We start from the raw sequence: 212 nt of genomic DNA, 5'->3' as shown, positions 1-212 counted from the left end.
GACGTACTGCTACAGCATGTAGGCTTGCGGCTGTTGGTTTGTCAGGGTTATGTCTTCAAGACTCTTGCTTTGTTCTGCTCATCAATATTTAGATGCGTTCGCCCTGAACCTCTCACGAATGGCGCTGTACTGATTTTTCGGGTTCTACAGGTAAACCTAATTGGATACAAAAGTAGTGATCGTACTTAGCTTGTGTCCAGTTATTAGCTGCT

It is taken from the genome of Brasilonema octagenarum UFV-OR1, from assembly GCF_963888615.1.
Taxonomy (GTDB): Bacteria; Cyanobacteriota; Cyanobacteriia; order Cyanobacteriales; family Nostocaceae; genus Brasilonema; species Brasilonema sennae.
This window is presented reverse-complemented; position numbering follows the sequence as displayed.